The sequence below is a fragment of the Vulcanimicrobium alpinum genome (assembly GCF_027923555.1).
Classification (GTDB): Bacteria; Vulcanimicrobiota; Vulcanimicrobiia; order Vulcanimicrobiales; family Vulcanimicrobiaceae; genus Vulcanimicrobium; species Vulcanimicrobium alpinum.
The window spans coordinates 2,334,874-2,348,645 of the sequence record NZ_AP025523.1 but is presented as its reverse complement, the minus strand read 5'-3'; the positions used below and the strand labels follow the sequence as shown (position 1 = coordinate 2,348,645).

14 protein-coding genes are annotated in these 13,772 nt (G+C 68.9%); 4 read left to right on the top strand and 10 right to left on the bottom strand.

Going from position 1 to position 13,772, the window contains the following annotated elements:
- Positions 1-23 precede the first annotated feature (23 nt).
- Together WPS_RS12145 and WPS_RS12140 are read right to left on the bottom strand one after the other, a co-directional pair.
- The gene (locus tag WPS_RS12145) at positions 24-413 is read right to left on the bottom strand and encodes a Rid family detoxifying hydrolase (protein ID WP_317994746.1); all 390 of its coding nucleotides are present in this window, start codon (positions 411-413) and stop codon (positions 24-26) included.
- Complete coding sequence (locus tag WPS_RS12140) at positions 410-1,459, bottom strand: aldo/keto reductase (RefSeq protein WP_317994745.1); 1,050 nt, start codon at positions 1,457-1,459, stop codon at positions 410-412. Before WPS_RS12140 ends, WPS_RS12145 begins: the two co-directional genes overlap by 4 nt.
- 105 nt (positions 1,460-1,564) lie before the next feature.
- Between WPS_RS12140 and WPS_RS12135 the strand changes: the two genes are divergently transcribed.
- The gene (locus WPS_RS12135; protein WP_317994744.1) at positions 1,565-1,792 is read left to right on the top strand and encodes a hypothetical protein; all 228 of its coding nucleotides are present in this window, start codon (positions 1,565-1,567) and stop codon (positions 1,790-1,792) included.
- Positions 1,789-3,228 carry a pyridoxal phosphate-dependent decarboxylase family protein gene (locus WPS_RS12130; protein ID WP_317994743.1) on the top strand — a complete coding sequence of 480 codons (1,440 nt, stop codon included), beginning with the start codon at positions 1,789-1,791 and terminating at the stop codon, positions 3,226-3,228. Before WPS_RS12135 ends, WPS_RS12130 begins: the two co-directional genes overlap by 4 nt.
- A 10-nt stretch (positions 3,229-3,238) precedes the next feature.
- Here the strand turns inward: WPS_RS12130 and WPS_RS12125 are convergent, their stop codons facing one another.
- Positions 3,239-4,552 carry a glutamine synthetase family protein gene (locus WPS_RS12125; protein WP_317994742.1) on the bottom strand — a complete coding sequence of 438 codons (1,314 nt, stop codon included), beginning with the start codon at positions 4,550-4,552 and terminating at the stop codon, positions 3,239-3,241.
- Positions 4,552-5,787, bottom strand: coding sequence for a PucR family transcriptional regulator (locus tag WPS_RS12120; RefSeq protein WP_317994741.1), 1,236 nt, complete (start codon positions 5,785-5,787; stop codon positions 4,552-4,554). Before WPS_RS12120 ends, WPS_RS12125 begins: the two co-directional genes overlap by 1 nt.
- Positions 5,788-5,849: 62 nt before the next feature.
- On the opposite strand from WPS_RS12120, the gene WPS_RS12115 reads away from it, so the two are divergent.
- On the top strand, positions 5,850-6,182 hold the full coding sequence (locus WPS_RS12115; RefSeq protein ID WP_317994740.1) for a hypothetical protein: 333 nt from the start codon (positions 5,850-5,852) through the stop codon (positions 6,180-6,182).
- A 7-nt stretch (positions 6,183-6,189) separates the two neighbouring features.
- Here WPS_RS12115 and WPS_RS12110 read toward each other — a convergent pair whose 3' ends face one another.
- The 3 genes from WPS_RS12110 to WPS_RS12100 form a co-directional block, all read right to left on the bottom strand.
- Positions 6,190-7,458 (bottom strand): NRAMP family divalent metal transporter, encoded by a 1,269-nt coding sequence (locus tag WPS_RS12110; protein ID WP_317994739.1) that lies wholly within the window; start codon positions 7,456-7,458, stop codon positions 6,190-6,192.
- A 3-nt stretch (positions 7,459-7,461) separates the two neighbouring features.
- Entirely contained in the window at positions 7,462-8,757 is a 1,296-nt protein-coding gene (locus tag WPS_RS12105) for a magnesium transporter MgtE N-terminal domain-containing protein (protein ID WP_317994738.1), read from the bottom strand.
- 62 nt (positions 8,758-8,819) lie between these two features.
- A complete protein-coding gene (locus WPS_RS12100; RefSeq protein ID WP_317994737.1) occupies positions 8,820-9,296 on the bottom strand; it encodes a DUF4149 domain-containing protein in 477 nt (158 codons plus the stop codon).
- A gap of 27 nt (positions 9,297-9,323) precedes the next feature.
- On the opposite strand from WPS_RS12100, the gene WPS_RS12095 reads away from it, so the two are divergent.
- Entirely contained in the window at positions 9,324-10,094 is a 771-nt protein-coding gene (locus WPS_RS12095) for an inositol monophosphatase family protein (RefSeq protein ID WP_317994736.1), read from the top strand.
- On the opposite strand, the gene WPS_RS12090 is transcribed toward WPS_RS12095, so the two are convergent.
- Genes WPS_RS12090 through WPS_RS12080 form a run of 3 tightly spaced genes read right to left on the bottom strand, consistent with a single transcriptional unit; the run spans position 10,091 to position 13,668 of the window.
- The gene (locus tag WPS_RS12090; RefSeq protein WP_317994735.1) at positions 10,091-11,248 is read right to left on the bottom strand and encodes an aminotransferase class V-fold PLP-dependent enzyme; all 1,158 of its coding nucleotides are present in this window, start codon (positions 11,246-11,248) and stop codon (positions 10,091-10,093) included. The two genes, WPS_RS12095 and WPS_RS12090, sit on opposite strands and share 4 nt — an antisense overlap.
- On the bottom strand, positions 11,245-12,027 hold the full coding sequence (locus WPS_RS12085; protein WP_317994734.1) for a tryptophan 2,3-dioxygenase: 783 nt from the start codon (positions 12,025-12,027) through the stop codon (positions 11,245-11,247). The genes WPS_RS12090 and WPS_RS12085 overlap by 4 nt, the downstream gene beginning before the upstream one ends.
- Positions 12,028-12,042: 15 nt before the next feature.
- On the bottom strand, positions 12,043-13,668 hold the full coding sequence (locus WPS_RS12080; protein WP_317994733.1) for a peptide ABC transporter substrate-binding protein: 1,626 nt from the start codon (positions 13,666-13,668) through the stop codon (positions 12,043-12,045).
- Positions 13,669-13,772 lie beyond the last annotated feature (104 nt).

Below are 13,772 nucleotides of genomic sequence, written 5' to 3'. Positions count from 1 at the left end.
CACGCTCTGCGCGCCGCGCGCGCTCAGCGTGACTGGGCGATCGCCTCGATTTCGACGCGCGCGCCGCGCGGAAGCGCGGCGACGGCGACGGTCGAACGCGCCGGTGCGATCTCGCCGGCGAACGATTCGCCGTAGACCGCGTTCACCTCGGCGAAGTCGTTCATGTCGACAAGAAAGATCGTCGTCTTCACGACGTCGCCGAAGGTGAGCCCGGCCGCGGCGAGCACCGCGGCGAGGTTCGCCATCACCTGGCGCGTCTGCCCGCCGACCTCGGCGTCGACCAGCGCCCCGCTGACCGGATCGAGCGCGATCTGTCCCGAGGTGAAAACGAACCCGCCCGCCGCGATCGCCTGCGAGTAGGGGCCGATCGCTGCGGGTGCGGTCGCGGTGTGAATCGCTTCGCGCGCGCTCACGCGTGCGCGGCGACGGCGGCTTCGATCTCCGGCGGCGCCTGCATCGTCCCTTTGTAGCGGTGCTCTTCGGGCCCGACGCCGAAGTTCGTCGCCGTCAGCTCCTTGACGCGCGCGAGTTCGTCGGCGGTCAGGCGCGGCGTGTCGGGCGCGGCGGCGAACTCGTGCAGTTGCTCGCGGTCGTAGATATTCGGGAGCACCGTCATCACGCGCGGCTCGGCGAGGAGCCACTGGATCGCGGCCTGCCCGAGCGTCCGGTCTTCGCGTTCGAGGAAGCGCAGCGTCTCGATCTTCTTGATCCCGTTGAGCAACCACTGACGCGGGCGGTGCGAGCGGTGATCGGTCGGCGGGAAGACCGTCTCCTTGGTGTACTTCCCTTCGAGCATCCCCGACGAATGCGGGACGCGGATGAAGTACGTCGTGTCGGCGTTGTACTGGTTCGCCGCGGCGGCCATCTCGTTGCCCGGGAACTGCTCGAGCATGTTCCAGATCATCTGGACCATCGGGATGTTGCGGCGCGCGCCCTCGATGCCTTCCCAGAGCCAGCCGATCGCCGGGCCGAGCGCGATCCCCCACGTGCGGATCTTCCCTTCGACGCGGAACTGCTCGAGCAGCGCCTGCAATTCGCCGTCCTGCACCTGCTCCATGCGCGCGTTGTGCATCTGCCACACGTCGATGTAGTCGGTCTGCAGCCGCCGCAGCGAGCCTTCCAGCGCATGGCGCACGTGCTTCGCCGACCAGTCCTGTTCGATCTCATTTTGTCCGCGCCGCTCGCCCGAGTGGTGCTCCCAGTCGTAGCCGAACTTCGTCGCGTACACCACGTCGCCGCGGCGGTGCGCGAACGCTTTCGCGAGCTGCACTTCGCTGCGCCCGTCGCCGTAGGTATCGGCCGCGTCGAACGTCGTGATGCCGAGGTCGAGCGCCTCGTGCAGCATCGCGACCGCATCGTCGTCGGTCTTCTCGCCCCACCAGCCGGTCGAGGTCGTCCAGAGACCGAAGCCGACTTCGCTGACGGTGATCTCGGTGTTCGGAAGCGTGCGGTATTTCATGTGAACTCCTGTAGCGGCGCGGACGGATTTTTCGCGGGTTGGGAACGGCCGCCCCGCCCGGGGCGTCTCTCAGACGTGCCGACCGAGCGACCTGCGGAGCCGCCGGTGGATCCCGTTCCGCCGCCGTACGACGTCGCCCGTCTCCGGCATCTTGCCGGTGTCGAGGTTCGCGTTCGGCTGCATGACGGTTCTGCCTGGACCGGATGGCTCCGTACTGATTTATTGACCGACCGGAGCCTCAGTGTCTACGTCTGGAGTCACGGCGGGGAGGGCGTGACCCTCTACATCGATCAAATCGCAGAGATCGTGCCGACCGCAATCTCCGCCGGATGACCCCGGCCGATCCCGACCTCGAGGGCGCCTTCGCCCAGGTGGCCGCGTGGATCGGCCGCTACTACCGCGAGACGCGCTCGTATCCGGTCCTCTCGCAGACGAAGCCCGGCGACTTGGTCCGCGCCCTGCCGAGCGAAGCGCCGGTCGAAGGCCAGGCGTTCGAGCGGATCTTCGAGGACTTCCAGCGGCTGGTGATCCCCGGGATCACCCACTGGAACCATCCGCGCTTCTTCGCGTACTTCGCGATCAGCGCGGCGCCGATCGCGGTCCTCGCCGAGGCGCTGGCGGCGGCGCTCGACGTCAACGCGATGCTGTGGCGCACGTCGCCTGCGGCGACCGAGCTCGAAGACGTCACGCTGGGCTGGCTGCGCGCGATGCTCGGCCTCCCGTCGACCCTGCACGGGATCATCTACGATACCGCGTCGATCGGCGGGTTCACGGCGCTCGCCGCGGCGCGTGAGTCCCTCGACCTCGACATCCGCGCGCGCGGGATGGCGGGCCGCGGCGATCTGCCCGCGCTGCGCGTCTACATCACCGAGCATACGCATTCGCACGTCGAGAAGGGCGCGATTGCGCTCGGGCTCGGGCGCGAGAACGTCGTGCGCGTCCCCGTCGACGACGCGTTCGCGATGCGGCCGGAGGCGCTCGCGCGAGCGATCGACGACGACGTCGCCGCGGGCCGCCGGCCGATGTGCGCGGTCGCGACGGTGGGCACCACCTCGACGACGTCGACCGATCCGGTCGCGGCGATCCGCGCCGTGACCCGCGAGCGCAGCGTGTGGCTGCACGTCGACGCCGCCTACGGCGGACCGGCCGCGATCCTGCCGGAGTTCCGCTGGCTGCTCGACGGCGCGCACGACGCGGACTCGATCGTCGTGAACCCCCACAAGTGGATGTTCGTCCCGGTCGACCTGAGCGTGCTCTTCGTGCGCGATCCCGAGCAGCTGCGGCGCACGTTCAGCCTCGTCGCAGATTTCCTCGAGACGCCGGAGACCGGCGTGCACAACTACATGGACTACGGGCTGCAGCTCGGGCGCCGGTTCCGCGCGCTGAAGTTCTGGTTCGTGCTGCGTGCGTTCGGGGTGCGCGGGATGCAGGAACGTCTGCGCGCGCACATCGCGCTCGCTCAGGAACTCGCGTCGTGGATCGAGGCCGCGCCGGACTGGCAGGTCGTCGCGCCGCATCCGCTCTCGGTCGTGTGCTTCCGGTACGTGCCCGGCGGGATCGAAGACGCCAAAGCCGACGCGCTCAACACCGCGATCATGGACGCAGTCAACGCGACCGGCGAAGTGTATCTTTCATCGACGCGACTCTACGGCCGCGTCGTGCTGCGCATCGCGATCGGCAACGAACGCACGACCCGCGACGACGTTGCGCTCGCCTGGGAATTGCTGCAGCGCGAAGCGTTCGCGCGCCTCCCGCTGACCGCGCGCTGAAACTCGCCCGCTAGAACACGCGCAGGTACGCGTCGCGCTCCCAGGGATGGACGGCGCGGCGGTAGCGTTCGTACTCGGCGAGCTTCGCGTCGCGGAAGGCGTGATAGATGTGGTCGCCGAGCGCACCGCGGATCACCAGATCCGCGTCGAGCGCGGCGATCGCCTGACGCAGCGATTTCGGCAGCAGCTTGATCCCGTGATCGCTGCGGTAGCGCTCGGAGAGTTCGTACGTCGAGCCGGTGAACGGATCGCCGGGAAGCGAGCGCGCGCGGATCCCTTCGGCGAGCGCTTCGACCAGCACCGCCATCGCGAGATACGGATTGCACGACGCGTCGGGACTGCGGACTTCGAGCAGCGGCGGTTCGCCGCCGAACGACGGCGGGACGCGCACCAGCGCGTTGGCGCTGCGATGCGACCACACCGTATACACCGGCGCGTCCCACGCCGCGACGAGCCGCTTGTACGAGTTCACCGTCGGATTGCAGACGGCGGTGTAGGCCGGCGCGTGGTCGAGCAGCCCCGAGATCGCATGCAGGCGGACCACTTCGTCGACCTCGCCGAGCGCGAAGTAGATGTGCAGCCCGCTGCCGGCCGAGTCTTCGAGCGGCTTCGGCATGAACGTCGCGTGCAGCCCGTGGCGCTGGGCGATCCGGCGAACGACACCGCGCACCGTGACGAGCCGGTCCGCCATCGTCAGCACGCCGCCCGCGGAAAGATCCAGTTCGTGCTGGCCGGCGCCGTGTTCGTGATGGGCGCTGGTGATCGGAATCCCCATCGCCTCGAGCGCGATGCTGGTCGCGAGGCGCGCTTCCTGACCGCGATCGCCGGCGGAGAAATCGAAGTAGCTGCCCGCGTCGGTCGTGCGCGTCGTCGGCGCACCCTCGGCGTCGAGTTCGAAGAGATAGTATTCGACCTCGAGTGCCGCCTGCACGCGCTGCACGACGTCGCCGGCGTCTTCGAGGACGCGCTTGAGCGTGGTGCGCGCGCACCCTTCGAACGGCGTGCCGTCGGGCATCTGGATGTCGCACAGGATCCGCGCCTCGGTCTGACCGTCGTCGTTCCAGGGGAGCACGGTGAACGTCGCCGGATCGGGACGCAGCACCATGTCGACTTCTTCGCCGCGGACGAACCCGTCGATCGAGCCGCCGTCGAAGGTCACCTTGCCGTTGAACGCGTCCTCGAGTTCGCCAACCGGGATCGAGACGCTCTTCTGAATCCCGAGCACGTCGACGAACGCGAGCCGCACCCAGCGCACGCCGCGTTCCTTCGCCGTCGCGAGCACCGCTCGCCGGGCCGCCGCCGCATCTTTCACGCTCGTGAGCACTACGCGTCCAGAGCGTCGACCGCGAGGGCGGCGCGAACGGTCAGTTGGTCGTGCGGCGAGTCGAGATCGAGCCGGCCGATCTCGCCGATCTGGCGCAGTCGATAGAAGACGGTGTGTCGGTGCACGTTCAACCGCGCCGCGGCCTCCTTGATGTTTTGCCCGACGTCGAAGAAGAGCTTCAGCGTGCGGACCAGTTCGGTTTGGTGCTTCTCGTCGTACGCGCGCAGCGGCTCGAGAACCCGCGTCGCGAAGGCGCGCCAATCCTCGCGCGTCGCGCCGGTGCGATGCAGCAGCGGGTAGACGCCCAAGTCGTCGTACGGCATCACGCGGCCGCCGCCGAACATGCGGCGTGCGATGATCATCGCCTCGCGCGATTCGTCGACGCTCTGCGCGACCGAGATCATCTCGGCGTGGCGGCCGACGCCGCCGACGACCTTCACGTCGAGGCCGGCGCGCACGATCCCGCGCGGGATCAGCGTCGCGGCCGTGCGCGCGTTCGCGGCGTCGACCTCGAGCGGTGCCGGGACGAGGAAGAAGAAGCCGCCGCCGCGCTCGATCACGATCACCTCGCCGGTGCGCGAGCCGAGCGTGTCGAGACAGACGCGGCGGATCTCCGCATTCTTCTGCGAGGCGACCGCTTCATCGAGCCCTTCGCCTTCGACCGCGACGGCGACGTAGCCGGGCGCCAGCGCGATCCCGCGCGCCTGCGCGTCTTCCCGTGCTTCGAGCGGATCTTCGTACGCGCGCGCGAGAAGCCGGTCCCAGAAGCCGCGCCGCCGCCCGCGTCCGCCGCCGGAATCGCGCGAGAGCTCGACCGCGATCTGCGCCGCGGTGAGCCGCACGAGCCCCGCGTGTTCGTCGAGCGCGCGCGTCCCCGCCGGAAACACGGAGATCCAGCCCAGCCGCGTCTCGCCGGCGCGCACCGGGAACGCGCGAGCGCGCGCGTCGGCCGGCGGCGCGAGGCGGACGCCGTCGTCGACGTCGGTGTCCTTCGGCAACAGATCGCGCACTGAGGGCGGAATCGCGCGTTCCGACGTCCCCGCTACCGCGAGATGGCGCCACTGGGTGTCTTCGATCAGCACGGCAGCGTCGATCGTCGCGGCAAGGTGTGCGGCCAGCGCTTGCGCACCGCCGCCGCCCGCGGCGACGCGAGCGAGCGCTTCGGCATAACCGAGCAGCGTTTCGGAGCTGTCGCGCCGGAGGCGCCGGGCGGCGACTACTTTTTCGTCGTGCACGTCCTCACCGTGCTTCCGCCTCCGCGACGGAGCGGCCTCTCCCTCCGGCGAAGGGCGCCGCCATGTCGCTGCTCACCGTCCACTTGTACGTCGCGTTCGTCGTCGCGGCGCTCGCCGTCTTCGCGGTCTGGCGCCGGCCGGAGCGAAGGATCACGCTGTACGTCGTCACGCTGCAGATCGCGCTCGGCGTGATCCTGGTGGTGCAAGGACTGCGCGCGCCCTCGCTGCACTACGCCCTCGGGGTGCTGGGCTGGGCGGGCTACATGGCCGCGAACGCGCTCGCAAAGCGCCCGGGACGCAAGAACGCCGTGCTGGCGATCGCTGGCATCTCCTCGCTGCTGATCCTGATCGGCTACTACATCGGGATGCACGCGGTGAAGACAGGAGGAGGCTGACCGAGAGTCAGGCGCCGGTCAACGACTGCCAGACGTAGACGAGCGCGAGCGATCCGATCACGATCGCGGTCGCCCAGGCGATCGCGTTGAGCGTGCGCGTGTTCACGTGGCTGCCCATCACGCGCGGGCGGTTGACGATCACCAGCATCAGCACGAGTTCGAGCGGAAGCAGCACGCCCTGCACGACCTGCGCGTAGATGATCAGCTTGAAGAGCGATTCCTTGGGAACCAGCAGAACGAGCCCCGCGGCGAGAAGGATCGCGCCCGCGAAGAGCGAGTAGAACACCGGCGCTTCGCGGAAGCGGCGGTCGAGCGACGCTTCGAGCCCGAACGCTTCGCAGACGATGTACGCCGTCGAGAGCGGGAGCACGGCCGCGGTGAACAGCCCGGCGTTGAGGATGCCGAGCGCGAAGATCACCTCGGCAAAATGGCCGGCGAGCGGTTCGAGCGCGCGCGCGAAGTCGACGGCCTGCGGGTTGGCGTTGATGTCGATCGGGTGACCGCCGTGCAGCGTCGCTTGGAAGATCGTCGCGCCGTTGGCGACGATCATGAAGCCGGCGAGCGCGATCGCGAGCACCGAGCCGACGATGATATCGGCCCGGATCGCCGGCAGATCGCGCGCGCGCGAACCCTTGTCGACCACCTGCGACTGCAGAAAGAACTGCATGTACGGCGAGATCGTCGTCCCGATCAGCCCGACGATCGTCACCAGAAATGCCGGATTCTTGACGATGCGCGGCACGACCGCATCGCGTGCGACCTCGCTCCAGTTCGGATGCGCCAGCACGCCGGAGACGACGTACGTCAGGTAGATCAGCGAGAAGACGACGAAGACGCGCTCGACGATCTTGTTGGGCAGGCGCAGGACGAGCAGGAACACGATCGCCATCGACGCCGGGATCGCGATGAATCGCGAGATGCCGAACAGCTCCGAGGCGGCCGCGATCCCGGCGAACTCGGTCGCCGCGATCCCGGTGTTGACGAAGAAGAGTGCGAGCATCGTGACGAACGTGATGCGCAGGCCGAAGTTCTCGCGGATCAGTCCGGCTAACCCTTGGCCCGTGACGGCGCCCATGCGGCCGGCCATCTCCTGGACGACGATCAGCGAGAGTGTGAGCGCGAGCAGCGACCACAGCGTCGCGTAGCCGAACTGCGCGCCGGCGGCGGAGTAGGTCGCGATCCCGCCGACGTCGTTTCCCGCCGACGCGGTGACGAAGCCCGGACCGAGCACGGCGAAGAAGGCGAAGAGCGATCGCCGGGAGAGCCGCAGCCGCACGGGTCAGCCGACCGTTTCCGCTCGCCGCTGCTGTCCGCGCTTGGTGAGGCGCGGGAGTTTGCGGGTGAGGCGCTCGGGGATGATCGCGTCGATCGCGTCGTCGACCGTGACGATGCCGAGCATCGTACCGCGATCGTCCGTGACCGGACACGCGAGCAAATCGTAGCGCGCGATCGTACTCGCGACGTCCTCGGCCGAGACGTCGGGCCGCACGCTGACGACCTCTTCGTCCATGATGCTGTGGATCGTCGCGTTGGGTTCGGCCAGCAGGAGCGTGCGCAGGGAGAGCACGCCCAGCAGCTTCTCCGACTGGTCGAGCACGTAGAGATAGTAGATGAATTCGGTCTCCGGCGCGATCTCGCGGATCTTCGCAATCGTCGCGGTGACCGTACGATGCGGATAGATCCAGAAGTAGTCGGTCGTCATCAGGCCGCCGGCGGTGTCGTCGGCGTAGGCGACGAGCTCGCGCAGATCGTCGGCGGTCTGCGCGTCCATTTCGGCGAGCAGCTCGTTCTGCCGGTCCTCCGGGAGTTCGCCGAGCAGATCGGCGGCGTCGTCGGAGTCCATCTCCTCGATGATGTCCGCAGCGCGCGCGGTCCCGAGGTCGTCGATGATCGAGCGCTGCACGTCGGGTTCGAGGTGTTCGAGCGCGTCGGCCGCCCTCTCGTCGTCGAGCGAGCCGACGACGCGCGCCGCATCCTGCGCGGAGAGGTCGCCGAGGATCTCGGCGAGTTCGGTCGGGTGCAGGCGCGAGAGGCGCTTCTCGCTGACGGAGAGCCGAATCTGCGTGGGGCTCAGGTCGCGCAGCGGCGCGACGTTGTCCCAGGCGATGAGCGAGCGCGGGACGCGATCGACCACGCGCGGCATGATCTTCGCGATGCCAAGCCGCCGGAGCAGTCCGCCGACGCCGATGTCGGCGGCGACGACCCGCAGCGCGCCGGCCGTCCGCGCGATCTCGATGTCGTTGATGCGCACGACCTTACGGCCGTCGACGTCGACGATCTGCTTGTCGAAGAGGTCTTCGATGAGATAGAGCGCTTCGTCGTCGGGAGGCCGCACGACGGTCGGCGCTTTGGTCAGCACGATTCCGCCGTCGTCGAACGACGCGACGTCGGCGATCGGCGCGGCGAGCTCGCCGTGGCGCGTCTTAACGATCACGGCGTCGATGCGCGGAAATGTATCCTCGGGATGTTCCACGACGAAGTCGGCGACCCGGCCGACCACGTCACGCGATCCTCCGCGTTCCACGATCGCCGAGCGCCCGACGAGTTCGGAGACGAACCCCTCGTGGAACGGCACCGGCCTAGGCCTCTCCCTGCACGAGGCCGGTCATCCCCGCCCGCACGACGTCAACCCTCTTGTTACGTATCCCGCCGGACCGCGGCGAGCACGAGCGCGGCCGCGACGAGCAGGACTGCTCCGCCGTAGATCGCCGTCGAGCGCTGGTGCAGGGCGTGGTAAGCCTCGCTGCGGACGTCGGTCGCGGCCAGCATCGGCGGCACGATCGCCCGCTGTTCGAACGCGACCAGGCACAGAGCGAGCACGACCGCCGCCGCTCGCACCGCGTCCCACACGCGATCGCCGGCGCCGGCGGCGCGCGCGAGCGTGACCACGACGGCGACGCCGCCGAGAACGTAGCCCCACGTCGAGAGCACGGCGAGCGACGTCGCGGTGAGCGTTGCGAAGCGGCCGACGTCGAGCGGTGCGACGATCCGGAATGCGAGCGGCGCGAAGACGAACGCAAACCCGACCAGTGCGCCGAGCCACGTGCCCAGCGCGACGGTCTCAACCGCCGCGAGGACGCGGTCGATGCGTCCGGAAGCCTCTCTGCGCATCATCTCCCCGCCATTCCCAGGAGGCTTCCCTTGGACCCGCTCGCGTTCATCACCGCGCTCGCGCGCGACGCCGGCGCGCTGCTGCGCGACCGGCTGAACGACCCGCGACGGATCGAGCAGAAGCAGCCGCAGGACTTGGTGACCGACGCGGACCGCGCGAGCGAAGCACTGATCGTCGAGCGCATCCGTGACGCGTTTCCGCGCGCCGCGATCCTCGGCGAGGAGGGCGGCGCATATCGGGGGGACGGCGACGAGCGCTTCATCGTCGACCCGCTCGACGGGACGACGAACTACGCGCACCGCTATCCGCTCTTCTGCGTCTCGATCGCGTACGAGCGCGCGGGGGTTCTCGAAGCCGGCGCGATCTATGCGCCCCTGCTCGACGAACTCTATGCGGCGCGCAAAGGCGGCGGCGCGACGCGCAACGGCGAGCCGATCTGCGTCTCGACGATCGGCGCGGTCGCGAACGCGATGGTGTGCACGGGCTTCAACCCGGCCCGCTACGCGCGCAACGGCCGGCACTTCGGCGCGCTCTCGAACCTCGCGCAGGCGGTGCGGCGCGACGGCAGCGCCGCGCTCGACCTCGCGTTCGTCGCGACCGGGATCTACGACGCGTTCTGGGAGTTCGATCTCAAACCGTGGGACATCGCGGCGGGCTGGGTGCTGATCGAAGAAGCCGGCGGTCGCGTCGGCGCAATCGCCGGCGGGCCGCTCGACCTCGACGAAGGTTCCATCCTCGCATCGAACGGCGCAATTCACGATGAGATCCAGAGCGCGCTCGCGCGCGCAGACGCAGGTTAACGCGAAACGACGTCGTCCATCGCGGCGAGGAAGACGTCGATCTCGTCGTCGGTCGTGTAGAGGTGCGCGCTGACGCGCAGACCGCAGCCGGGGCGGTGATCGACATAGATGCGGCGTTCGTGCAGCTCGTGCTGCACCTGCTCGGCGTGCGGCACGTCGATGCCGACCCAGCCCGTGCGTTTCGCCGGATCGAGCGGCGTGTTCACCGTCCAGCCGCGTTCGAGCGCGGCGTCGCTCAAGCGGCGCGTGAGCCGCGCGTTGTGCTCGCGGATCGTCGCGACGCCGACCTCGCGGATGATCTCGTGTCCGGCGCGCGCGGCGACGTAGCCGGGGATCGTCGGTGTGCCGGTAGCCCAGCGCAATTGATCGGGGGCGTAGTCGATCGGCGGCGGCTCGAACGCGAACGGCTCGCGATGGCCGAACCAGCCGGTGACCATCGGCCGAAAGCGCTGTGCGAGCTGCGGCTTGACGTACATCCAGCCGCAGCCGGGGCCGCCGCACAGCCACTTGTGCGATCCGCCGACGACGATATCCAGATCGAGTGCGGTGACGTCGAACGGGACGATCCCCGCGGTTTGATACGCGTCGAGGACGACGAGCGCACCGGCTTCGTGCGCGCGGGCGACGATCGGCGGGAGATCGATCAGCACGGCGCTCTGATAGTACGCGTGCGACAGCACGACCAATGCGGTGCGTTCGGTGATCGCCGAGCAGATGCGATCGGTCGGGATCGTGCGGCCGTCGTCGGTCGGCACGCGCAGCGTGCGCGCGCCGGCGCGTTCCCAGGCCTGCCAGACGTACGCGAGCGACGGGAACTGCAGCGCTTCGTACACGATCTCGTTGCGTTCGCCGCGCAGATCGAGCGACGACGCCAGCGCCGATTGTAGCAGGCTGACGTTGGGCGCGAGCGAGACCGTGCCGGGTGCCGCACCGACGATCGCGCCGATCCCGTCGCCGATCGCGCGCGCGTCGTCGAGCCAGCCCGGCCACGCGCCCTCGGGCCCTCCTTGCGCCCATTGCTCCCAGTACCGCGCCAGCGCCTCGCGCGCGGCATGCGGCGGGGCGCCCATCGAATGCGAGACCAGCCACGTGGCGCCGTCGAGTCCGGCGAAGCGCGGCCGCAGCGCGGCGGGCTGATGCTGCGAAGCGATCACGTCGCGCTCGTTCCGCCGAGCACGGTGCGAACCTCCCACAACTCGGGGAAGAAGCGGCGCGTCAGCGTCGTCTGAAGGTAGGCGGCACCGAGCGAACCGCCGGTCCCCGGCTTCATCCCGATCATCCGCTCGACCATGCGCACGTGACGCCCACGCCAGAGCAGCACGCGTTCGTCGAATTCGATCAGATCCTCGAGCACCAGATAGAGCGCGTAATGCGCTTCGTCGTGCTCGTAGACCGTGCGGAACGTCTCGATTAGCGCGTCGTGCGAGGCGACATCGAAGCCGGCGCGCGCGAGGTAGCCTTTGAGCGCGTCGTAGAGCGTCGGTTCGCGCAGGCGGCGTTCGAGATGCGCGCGTTCCTGCGGCGTGATGTCGAGGTGCTTGAGATAGTTCTCGTTGCCGCGCAGGCCGCAGCGGAACTCGATCTCGCGGAATTGCGCGGACTGAAAGCCGCTCGCCGGATTGAGCCCGTCGCGAAAAGCGTTGAAGTCCTGCGGCGTCATCGTTTCGAGCACGTCGACCTGCGTCTCGAGAGTCCGCTGGATCGCGTGAATCCGCCGGAACGCCTTGCCGACCTTCAGCAGATCGTCACAATCGAGGAACCGCACCGCCGCGTCGAGTTCGTGCAGCGTCTGCTTGAACCAGAGTTCGTAGACCTGGTGGATGATGATGAAGAGCAGCTCGTCGTGATGCGGGGGGGCGCTCAGCGGATGCTGCAGATCGAGCAGTTCGGGGATGCGCAGGTACGAGCCGTAGGTTAGGGTCGCGGTAGCCACCGGGCTGCCTTCGCGCTACGGCGTCCGTTTCCACGCGTAGACGTTCCACAGGTGCTCGCCGAGCACCGACGGGACGATCCCGGTGATCCCGTCGCGGTAGGCGACCGCCTCGCGGTTGAAGCCCAGGAAGATCAGATCCGACTGCTCGACCAGGCGGCGCGAGATCGCGCGATCGCCGCTCGCTTCCTCCGCGGGATCGATCGCCTGCAACTCGCGCCGCGCAGCCGCCTCGATGACGGGATCGCAGATGCGCGCCAGGTTGTCGCCGGCCGGCGGCCGCGTGTCGCAGCGGAAGAGGTACGAGTGATCGGCGACGGCGTTGGGCTGCCAGCCGCTGTATTCAACGTCGAACCGCCCGGTCTGATTGATCCCGTGCTGTGCCGCCGACGCCCACACGACGTTGTAGCCGTACGATTTTTCCGACGCGCGGATCCCGAGCTTCGCGAGCTGCTGCTGTGCGAGCAAGTCGAATCGGCCCGTCGTCGGCGATTCGGTCGTCGAGACCAGATCGAGCGTGAGCGGGCGCCCGTTCTTCTTGCGGACGCCGCCGTCGAGATGCCAGCCCGCCGCGTCGAGCAGCGCGGCCGCACGCCCCGGGTCGTACGGCGGCTGGCGGATCGCCGGATCGTAGGCGAACTGTCCGGCGAGCCGGTCGCTGTCGCCGGGGACGAACAGTTCGCCGTTGAGCTCGCGCATGATCCGGACGTGATCGATCCCGTACGCGAGCGCGCGGCGAACGCGGACGTCGTCGAGCGGCGGATGCGCCTGGTTGAGGATCACGAAGTCGAATTCGTAGTGCGGCTTTAGGACCGTGTGCGTCTGCGCTACCGAGCGAATCGCGTCATAGAAGACGCGGCCGCCGGTCGTGCGCGCGACGAGCACGTCGATCTGATGACCTTGGAAAAGCGTCTGCAGCGTGTTCGCGCTCGGCACGGATTCCAGATCGATCCGTTTGATCGCCGGCGGGCCGCGCCAGAAGTGCGCATCGGCCTCGAAGGTGAGCTTCGCGCCGTGCTGCCACGACACGAGCTTATACGGCCCCAGGCCGACCGGCGCCGCGTTGTAGGGATCGTTGTTGAGGCTTGCTTTGCGCGCGAGCAGATGGGCGGGGAGAATCGGATACGGGTCGTTCGCGCCCATCGTGAAGACCGACGGGACGAACGGCGAGAACGGCTGCGTCAGCCGCACCTGCACGGTGTAGGGATCGATTGCGCTCACCGACGCGACGTGATCGAAGCCGGTGCGGTCGGGGACGGCATTGTTCGGGTTGCGCACCGCCGCGAACGAGAAGAGCACGTCGCGCGCGTCGAACGGCGCGCCGTCGTGCCAGTGCACGCCGCGGCGCAGGTGATACGTGACGGTGCGGCCGTCGCGCGAGACGCCGCCGTTGGCGATCGACGGCACCGCCGTTGCGAGCGCCGGGATCAGCCTGCCCTCACCATCGGCGTCGAGCAGATAGCCGTGCACGAGCGGACCGAGATAGAAGACGGTCGCGTTGTCGAAGACCAGCGGGTTGAGCCCCGGCGGCTCGGCGACTTCGCCCATGCGCAGCGGCCCATCGCCGCCAGGTGCCGGAGCGCACGACGCCGCGAGCATCGCCGCGCACAGCGCGGCCCACAGCGCAAACACCTGGGGCTTCATCGGATGGCGTACTCTCGACCGAGCGGTGCGAAAGCCCTACCGGACACCCGCAAAGGCGCCGAACGCGCCGGGCGTGAAGTGCTCGGCCTCCTCGGCACGTGAAG

Excerpts from the sequence above, each read along its gene's own strand:
- WPS_RS12140 (WP_317994745.1), bottom strand. The coding sequence starts at position 1,459 with ATGAAATACCGCACGCTTCCGAACACCGAGATCACCGTCAGCGAAGTC.
- WPS_RS12130 (WP_317994743.1), top strand. The coding sequence starts at position 1,789 with ATGACCCCGGCCGATCCCGACCTCGAGGGCGCCTTCGCCCAGGTGGCC.
- WPS_RS12115 (WP_317994740.1), top strand. The coding sequence starts at position 5,850 with ATGTCGCTGCTCACCGTCCACTTGTACGTCGCGTTCGTCGTCGCGGCG.
- WPS_RS12100 (WP_317994737.1), bottom strand. The coding sequence starts at position 9,296 with ATGATGCGCAGAGAGGCTTCCGGACGCATCGACCGCGTCCTCGCGGCG.
- WPS_RS12080 (WP_317994733.1), bottom strand. The coding sequence starts at position 13,668 with ATGAAGCCCCAGGTGTTTGCGCTGTGGGCCGCGCTGTGCGCGGCGATG.